Origin of the sequence: Kitasatospora sp. NPDC056783 (assembly GCF_042789895.1) — a bacterium.
In the GTDB taxonomy this organism is placed as follows: Bacteria; Actinomycetota; Actinomycetes; order Streptomycetales; family Streptomycetaceae; genus Kitasatospora.
Genome location: NZ_JBHUAF010000247.1, coordinates 3,273 through 11,526 on the forward strand (window position 1 = coordinate 3,273; position 8,254 = coordinate 11,526).

An 8,254-nucleotide genomic window follows, 5' to 3' on the forward strand; every position below is an offset into this window, starting at 1 on the left:
GTGAGGGCGCGGGCCTGGTCGGCCAGCACGGAGTGGCGGAACAGGATGCGCAGCGGCGGGCGGCTGCCGAGGTGGGGTTCCAGGTAGGCGGCCAGCTGGGCGGCGAGCAGCGAGTGGCCGCCGACCTCGAAGAAGTGCGAGTCCGCGGCGAAGCGGTCGTGGCCGAGCACCTCGCGCCAGGCGGCGGCGATCAACCGCTGGCCGGGGTCGGTGAACCGGCTCGGCGCGCTCTCCCGCGTCCCGTCCGCCTCCGCGGCCTCCGCAGCCTCCGCGGCCTGCGCGGCCAGGCGGGCGAGGGCGGCCCGGTCGGGCTTGCCGCCGGGCAGGGTGGGCATCGCGGCGACGGCCGTCCAGCTCGCCGGGACGAGCCCGCCGGGCAGCCGGCGGGCGAGCGCCTCGTGCAGCGCGGCCCGGTCGGGACGGTCGGCACCCTCCAGGAAACCGACCAGGCGGGGGCCCGTCCGCGGGTCGGTGTGCAGCAGCACCGCGCAGGAGCGGCCGCCGAGTTCGGCGGACGCGGCGGCCTCGATCTCCTCCAGCTCGATCCGGTGGCCGCGCAGCTTGACCTGGTTGTCGGCACGGCCGAGGAAGCGCAGCCGCCCGTCCAGGTCGCGGTAGCCGCGGTCGCCGGTGCGGTAGACGCGGGCGCCGCCGAGCGCGGGCACGGTCACGAAGCGGGCCTCGGTCTGCTCCGGCAGGCCCGGGTAGCCCTCGGCCAGCAGGTCGCCCGCGACGACGAGTTCGCCGACGCAGCCGGGCGCCAGCGGGTGCAGGGTGTCGTCCAGGACGTGGATGCGCACGCCGTCCAGTTCGGTGCCGAGCGGGATCTCGCCGTCCTCGGCGACATCGGCGGGGGCGACCTCGTGGACGGTGGAGGTGACGGTGGCCTCGGTGACGCCGTAGGCGTTCAGCACGGTGGTGGCCCCGGCCAGGCCGGCCAGCGCCCGGGCGGGCAGCCGCTCGCCGCCGAGCACCAGCAGCCGGGGCGTCCAGCGGCCGTCGTCCAGCGCCTCGCGCAGGTCCTCGCGGACGGCGAGCAGGTAGCTGGTCGGCAGGTTGGCGACGGTGACGCCGCGGGCGGCCAGCACGGCCACCAGCTCCGGCCCGGTGGGCACCTCGCGCTGCGGCACGACCAGGGCGGCGCCGGCCGCGAGGGCGGGCAGCACCTCCTCCAGCGCCACGTCGAAGGACGGCCGGGCGAACATCAGCACCCGGTCGGCGGGGCCGAGTCCGTAGCGGGCGGCGATCGCGGCGACGTACCCGGCGAGGGCCTCGCGGCCGACCAGCACGGGCTTGGGCACGCCGGTGGAGCCGGAGGTGTGGATCACGTACGCGCCGCCGTCCAGCACGGCGGCGGGCTCGGCCTTGGGGAAGGCCGGACCGTCCAGCAGCGCGGGGGTGACGCCCTCGGCGGGCAGCGCCAGCGCGCTCTGCCGGGTGGCCAGGACGAGCGCCGGGTTCAGCCGCTCCAACAGCAGACCGAGCCGGGCCGCCGGGTCCTCGGTGGACAGCGGCGCGTACACGGCGCCGTACCGCAGGCAGGCCAGCAGGGCGACCACGCCGTCCGTGCCGCGCGGCAGCACGGTGGCCACCGGCTGTCCGGGGACGACCCCGGCGGAGCGCAGCCGCTCGACCAACTCGTCCACGCGGCGGTTCAGTTCGCCGTAGCCGATCTTCTCGGTTCCCGCCAGCAGGGCGAGCGAGGCGGGGTCGTGGGCGGCGGCCGGGTCCAGCACGGCGGCGGCGACCCCCAGAGCCTCTGCCTCCGCCTCTGCCTCGGGCGCAAGGGCGGGAACGGGGGTGGGGGCGAGTGCGGCGATCGGTGCCTGCGGACGGTCCAGGTAGCAGCGCAACAGCTCCAGCAGCCGCTCGGACAGCAGCACGGCCTCGGACTCGCGGTAGAGGTCGGCGTCGTAGTCCCAGACCAGGGTCATCCCGGCGGCGCCGTGCTTCTCGCCGACCACCCGGCGGTCGTCCGGCAGCAGCACCAGGTCGAGGTCGAAGCGGGTGGTACCGGTGTTGAAGCCCTCGTACAGCGAGACCTCCAGTCCGGGGGCCTGGACATCGGGCAGCGCCGCGTCGTGCGCGCTGAACATCACGTTGAACAGCGGGTTGTCGGCGCCGGTGGTGTGCAGCCCGAGCCTGCGGGTCAACTCCTGGACCGGCAGGTCCTGGTACGGCAGCGCGCGCAGCAGGACGTCGGTCGCCTCGTCCACGGCCTCGGTGCCGGGGGCCGCCGGGTCGAGCCGCAGGCGCAGCGGGACGGTGTTGACGAACATGCCGACGGTGCCCTCGAAGCCCTCCGGGCGGTTGCCGACGGCGGTGCCGATGACGAGCTCGCGGTGGCCGCCGTGCCGGCGCAGCAGTTCGGCGAGCAGGGCGAGCAGGGTGCTGAACGGGGTGTGGCCGTCCGCCTTGCTGCGCTCGCGCAGCCGCTCGGCGAGGTCGGCGCCGATCGACTGGCGCAGCTGACCGCCCCGGTGGCGGCGCTCGGCGCCCGGCCGGGCCAGTCCGGGCAGCGTGATCTCGCGCGGCGCGTCGGCCAGTTCCCTGGTCCAGAAGTCGAGCGCGCGGTCCCGGGGGAGGTCGGCGGCGGAGCGGGCGTGCTCCTCGTACGAGGGGGCGGTGGGCAGCTGGTACGGCTCGCCGAGGACGGTGGCGCGGTAGACGGTGAACAGGTCGCGCAGCAGGATCGCGAAGGAGTGGCCGTCGTGGACGAGGTGGTGCTCGACGTGGATCAGCCGGTGGTGGTCCTCGGCGAGCCGGACGAGGTGCCAGCGCAGCACCGGCGCCCGCCCGGTGTCCAGCGGCTCCGCCGCCTCGGCGGCGAGCAGCCGGCGGAAGGCGGCCTCCGGGTCCCGCTCGGCGCCGAAGTCGCTGTGGCGCAGCTCCGGTTCGCAGTCCTCGACGACCCGCTGGCCGGGCAGGCCCTCCGGCCTGGGGACCAACTCCAGCCGCAGCCCGGGGTGGTGGGCCAGCACGGCGGCCAGGGCGGTGCGCAGCGCGTCCCGGTCGAGGGTGCCCCACAGGTCGAGGACGGCGGTGAAGTTGTAGGCGCGGCTACCCGGCTGAAGCTGTTCGTGCAGCCAGACGATCTCCTGTGACGGAGAGAGGGCGAACATGGTCAACTCCCTTGTGTGGTGGGCTGGTCGTCACTTCGCCGGCCAGGTGCGGGCATGGGGTGGTGCCGCATCGGCCGGTGGGCCGGGCCGTGCCGGGGTGAGGCACGGACCGGGGCTCGGAGGCCTGTCCGGGCGGCGTGCCGGACGGGCGTGGATAGGCGCGGACGGGCGCGGACGGGCGTGGTGGATCCGTGTGCCGGATCCGTCGTGGGGAGTTCGGGGCCCACGGGTTCGGGCGTGCGGGGGGGCAGGTTCGGTACCTGCGCCCGGCGGCGCTCTCAGGCCCGCGCGGCCGGGCCGTGTCCCGTCATTCGCGCCCGGCGGGAATCATGAGACACGGCCCGGGTCCGGCCGGGCGTGCAGGTGGTGTCCCAGCACGGCGAGGAGTTCGCCGAAGGCGGCCCGCGCCTCGGTTTCGGGGAAGCGGTCGCGGTCCCAGGCCAGCCTGATCAGCAGGTCGTCGCCGTGCGAGGCGGAGACGGCCAGCGGCGCGGCCAGCGGGCGGCCGGCCAGATGGGTCTCCCGGCCGTCGACGCCACCGAGCGCCAGGGGCGGTCGGCGGTGCAGGTCCTCCAGGGTGAGCAGGGCGTCCAGGCCGCCCGACCACGGGGATCCGGCGGCGCGGGCGGCGCGGACCACCTCGTCGAAGGGGGTTCCGGCCTGGTCCAGGTCGTCCCACCAGGCGTCCGCGAGGACGTCCAGGTCCGCGGCCGGGCCCGCGGTGGCGGGGTGCACCAGGGTGTTGAGGAAGCAGCCGAGTACGCCGGGCGCGCTCTCCGCCCGCCCGCCCCACGGGTAGCCGAGCGCGAGCGCCCCTCCCCCGGCCTCCGGCCGGGTGGACTCCTCCGCCCGGTACAGCCGGTGCGCGGCCGATCCGACCGCGTCCAGCAGGGCCGGGAAGACGGCCCGGCGGGCGGCGCCCTCGGCGGCGGGCAGCCGTTCGCCGAGCATGCCGGTGGCAGTGGCCGTGCCGCCGCCGGCCCCGGTCAGGGCGCCCAGTCGGCGGCCCCAGTGGGCCTGCGCGGCTGGGCCTGCGGCCGCGTCCTCGGCGGCGAGCTGCGACTCGACGGCCTGCCGGTAGTCGGCCAGCTCCTGGGAGGTGGGCCCGGCCGCCGGCGGTTCGTCCCGCTCGTACGCCGCGCCGAGCTCGGCGGTGAGCACGCCGAGCGACTGCTCGTCGCAGGCCGCGTGGTCCAGTGCGACGACGAGCAGTTCCTCGTCCCCGCCCGGGTCCGCGGCCACCAGCAGGCGCAGCGCGGGCCCGCCGGCGGGCCAGTCCAGCAGGGCTTCGCGCAGCGCGGCGCGGGCGGTGCCGCCGGGCGCGACGGCGATCCGCGCCGCCTCGGCCGAAGGGCCGCCGGTGCGCAGCACGGGTGTGCCGCGCACGGTCGCGAAGCCACCGCACAGCGCCGGGTGGTGGGCGGCCACCGCGACCGCGGCGCGGGCGAGCCGGTCCAGGTCGAGGGTGCCGCGCGGGTAGGTGAAGAACAACGGGACGACGTCGGAGCGGTGCTGCGGCGCGAGTCGGCGGGCGATCAGGAACCGCCGCTGGGCGCCGGTCAGCGGGAGCAGGTCCACCGGGGAGTCGGCGGCGGCGGAGCGGTACCGGGCGAGGTAGGCGGCGGTGATGCTGGCGTGCACGGGAACGTCTCCGGTTTCCGGTCGCGGCTCGGGGATCGGTCAGCTGGTTCTGCGGCGGTTCGGGCTGATCCGGTGGCTCGGGCGGTTCGGGCTGATCCGGTGGCTCGGGCGGTTCGGGCGGTTCGGGCTGATCCGGTGGCTCGGGCGGTTCGGTCGTGCTGGTGGCGCGGTCGGCGGCGCTCAGGACGCGCTGGGGCTCGCGGCGCTCCCCTCCTCGGCGGCTTCCACACCGGTGCCGTGCCCGGCCGTACCGTCGGGGCCCGGCAGCTCGCGCATCCGCCGCAGCGGCGACAGCAGCAGCGGCAGCGGCACCAGCAGGAACCCGGCGGCACAGAGCCAGAGCGCGGCCCGCGGCCCGGCCGCGTCCGCGACCGCGCCGCCGACCAGGGCGCCGATCGGCAGGGTGCCCCAGACCAGGAAGCGCATGGTGGCGTTCATCCGGCCGAGCAGTTCCGGCGGGCAGAGTCCCTGCCGGAAGCTGACCTGGCCGACGTTGTAGACCACCGCGCCGAACAGCACCACGCCGGAGGCCAGGCCGAACAGCACCACACCCGCGCCCTCGCCGGCCAGCGGCCACAGCACCGCGAACGGCGCCGTCACCACCGTGGACAGCCAGATCATCCGGGCCTGCCCGAGCCACCGGGCGATCCACCCGGCGCACAGGGCGCCCGCCAGCCCGCCGACGGCGGAGACCGACAGCAGCGCACCGATCGCGCCGGGCGACAGGTCGAGCACCCGCACCCAGAACACCGTCTGCACGGCGGTCAGCACGGCGGAGAACAGGTTGGACGTGGCGGTGGCGGTCGCGATCGCCCGCAGCAGCGGGTGGCCGAGCACGAACCGCACGCCCTCGCCGATCTCGGTGCGCAGTGAGCGCCCCGGGTCCGGTTCCGGCCGCTGTTCCTCGACCTTGATCCGGACCAGCAGCAGGGCGGAGGCGAGGTAGCCGCAGGCGTCGGCCACGATGGCGAGCGGCGCCCCGAGCAGCTGGACCAGCGCGCCGCCGAGACCCGGACCGGCGATCTGCGCCGAGGAGCGGACCGTCTCCAGCGCCCCGTTCCCGGCGACCAGTTGCTCGCGCGGCAGGACGGCGGGCAGGAAGGACTGGTGGGCGACGTCGAAGAACACCGTCGCCACCCCGGTGACCAGCCCCACCACGTAGAGCTGCGGCATGGTCAGCACCCCGAACGCGGCGGCCGGCGGGATCGATCCCACGGCGAGGCAGCGCACGATGTCGGCCCGGATCAGCACCGGCAGCTTGCGCATCCGGTCCAGCCAGGCGCCCGCCGGCAGGCCGACGAGCAGGAAGGCGACGGTTTCGGCGGCGGTCAGCAGACCGACCTGGAACGGCGTGGCGTCCAGCACCATCACGGCGACCAAGGGGAGGGCGACCAGGGTGACCTGACTGCCCGTCTGAGCCGCCGCGGCTCCGGTCAGCAGGAGCCGGAAGTCGCGGTGGCCGAGCAGACGGGCCTGGCGGGGGCGAGGCTTCTCGTTCATCAGTGCGACTCTCGGTCACCTCTTCGACACGGAGCAAGCATCGGGCCCGCTTTCCGGACGGACCGCAGGTCGGCCGAATCCCGCCACTCCCCGCGGCCGCCCCCACGCGCCGCTCGCGGCCGCTCGCGGAGCCGGCGCCCCACGCGCACCTCCCGTCGCCCGAGGTGGCACCCACCGCCGGACGCCCCGCACGCCCCCGACCCCGCCCGGTCCAGATCACCGTCCGCTATTCGGACGCCGTCTTTCCAGCCACCGGACGATGACCATCAACTTGGCCGGATTCCGTGGAGCACGGCCCTGTCGTCACCTCATCGTGATACCGGCGTGACCGCAGCGAGCCGTGGAACGGTTCCGCGACCGCGACCCGCGAACCGCAAGTCGTCGGTCGTCAGTCGTTCAACCGCTCGCCGTCGGCCGTGCGGGTGATCGCGAGCACCGCCATGTCGTCGTCCCGGGGCCCGCCGGTCCACCGCTCGACGTCCGCCACCAGCGCCTCCAGCACCTCCCCCGGCCCGGCGAACGGCCCCAGCGGGGCCAGCCCGAGCACCGGGTCGTAGAACTCCCCCGCCGCGTCCCGGGCCTCGGTCACCCCGTCGGTCACCAGCAGGAGGGTGCTCCCGGCCGGGAACGGGCGGCTCTCCGGCAGCGGGCGCGCCACCCCCAGACCGCCCATCCCCAGCGGAAGCCCCGGGTCCGCCGCGTCCAGCCGGCGCACCGCGGGCCCGCCGTCCACGCCGTCCACGCCGTCCACGCCCTGCGGGTACGGGCCCAGCAGGTAGGGACCGGGGTGCCCGCAGTCGAGCGTGCGCACGCTCCCCTCCCCCGGTGGGAACTCCACCAGCAGTGCGGTGATGAACCCCTCCAGCCGCAGTTCCTCGCTCATCCGCTCGATCTCCCGCAGCAGCGAGTCCTCCAGCGCGTCCGCGAGCGCGGCCAGGTCCGGTGCCCGGTGGGAGCCCTCCCGGAAAGCACCCAGCAGCACGGAGACCGCCCCGACGGCGTGCAGTCCCTTGCCCCGGACGTCGGCGATCAGCCCGCGCACGCCGTACGGGGTGACCTGCAGCGCGTACGCGTCCCCGCCGATCAGTGCCTCGTCCTGGGCGGCCCGGTAGTCGGCCGCGACCGAGAGCCTCCCGACCCGGGCGGGCGGCTCGGGCAGCACCGCCCGCTGCGCCGCCTCGGCCACCGACCGCACCCGTTCCAGCCGCCGCCCGTGCCGGGCCACCACCCGGTTCACCCCGATCCCGAGCAGCGCCGCGAACGCCGTGTTCGCCAGTTCCAGGTACCCGGCCCCGGTCCCGATCGACCCGTCCCGGGCGGACAGCAGCAGGATGCCCAGCACATTGGCCACCGCCACCGCCACGGTGTCCCGCAGCGACAGCAGCGCCCCCGCCAGCACGGCGGCGGCCGCCAGCATCGGATCGCCCCAGTAGTCGGCCGGGTCCAGCGAGTTCCACACCAGCCCGCCGACGGTCAGCAACCACGGCGCGGCCCGCACGTACGGCGGCCACTGCTCGGACCTCGGGGCCATCGGCGACCTGGCTTCCCGTCTCCACCACCATCCGGAAGGACCTCTTCCGATCGTAGCCACGGGCTGCCGAAACCCGCACGACGGCGGCCGGGGCCCGCTCATGGGATTCCGCCGCCCCGTCGCTCCTCGCCGAGAAGGACCCGATGTCCATGTTCGCCACCTGGCCGCACCTCGCCGACGACGGCCACGGCGACGCCGCCGCCGCCCCGAGGATCCACCAGGGCTCCCACGTCAGCCCCGGCGACGACGACCCGCGCGGCGGATGGCTGGAGCTCGGCGCGATCCCGGACCGCGCCCGGGCCGAGCTGTTGCACTCCCCCCTCACCCGGTCGCTGGACACCCGGCACCCGTAGGGCGGCCCCCCGGGCCCGCCCCCCCCCCCCCGCGCGGGGGGGGGGGGGGGGCCCGCGGGGGGGGGGGGCGGGGCCGGCGCGGGGGGGGGGGCCGGGGGGGGGGCGCG

The 8,254-nt window shown here is 76.4% G+C and carries 5 protein-coding genes; 1 reads left to right on the forward strand and 4 read right to left on the reverse strand.

Features of this window, described 5'->3' with window-relative positions:
- From ACFRMQ_RS27960 to ACFRMQ_RS27975, 4 genes are all read right to left on the reverse strand, one after another.
- On the reverse strand, positions 1-3,122 hold a 3,122-nt coding region (locus tag ACFRMQ_RS27960), incomplete at its 3' end, for an amino acid adenylation domain-containing protein (RefSeq protein WP_380733426.1).
- 327 nt (positions 3,123-3,449) lie between these two features.
- A complete protein-coding gene (locus ACFRMQ_RS27965; RefSeq protein WP_380733427.1) occupies positions 3,450-4,763 on the reverse strand; it encodes a non-ribosomal peptide synthetase in 1,314 nt (437 codons plus the stop codon).
- 180 nt (positions 4,764-4,943) lie between these two features.
- Positions 4,944-6,263, reverse strand: coding sequence for an MFS transporter (locus tag ACFRMQ_RS27970; protein ID WP_380733428.1), 1,320 nt, complete (start codon positions 6,261-6,263; stop codon positions 4,944-4,946).
- Between the two features lie 388 nt (positions 6,264-6,651).
- Positions 6,652-7,794, reverse strand: coding sequence for a PP2C family protein-serine/threonine phosphatase (locus tag ACFRMQ_RS27975; protein ID WP_380733429.1), 1,143 nt, complete (start codon positions 7,792-7,794; stop codon positions 6,652-6,654).
- 143 nt (positions 7,795-7,937) lie between these two features.
- Here ACFRMQ_RS27975 and ACFRMQ_RS27980 point away from each other — a divergent pair, with 143 nt between their 5' ends.
- Entirely contained in the window at positions 7,938-8,147 is a 210-nt protein-coding gene (locus ACFRMQ_RS27980) for a hypothetical protein (RefSeq protein ID WP_380733431.1), read from the forward strand.
- The last annotated feature ends 107 nt before the right edge of the window (positions 8,148-8,254 follow it).

Bases quoted from the DNA above. Each gene is read 5' to 3' on its own strand.
- ACFRMQ_RS27970 (WP_380733428.1), bottom strand. From the start codon at position 6,263: ATGAACGAGAAGCCTCGCCCCCGCCAGGCCCGTCTGCTCGGCCACCGC.
- ACFRMQ_RS27975 (WP_380733429.1), bottom strand. From the start codon at position 7,794: ATGGCCCCGAGGTCCGAGCAGTGGCCGCCGTACGTGCGGGCCGCGCCG.
- ACFRMQ_RS27980 (WP_380733431.1), top strand. From the start codon at position 7,938: ATGTCCATGTTCGCCACCTGGCCGCACCTCGCCGACGACGGCCACGGC.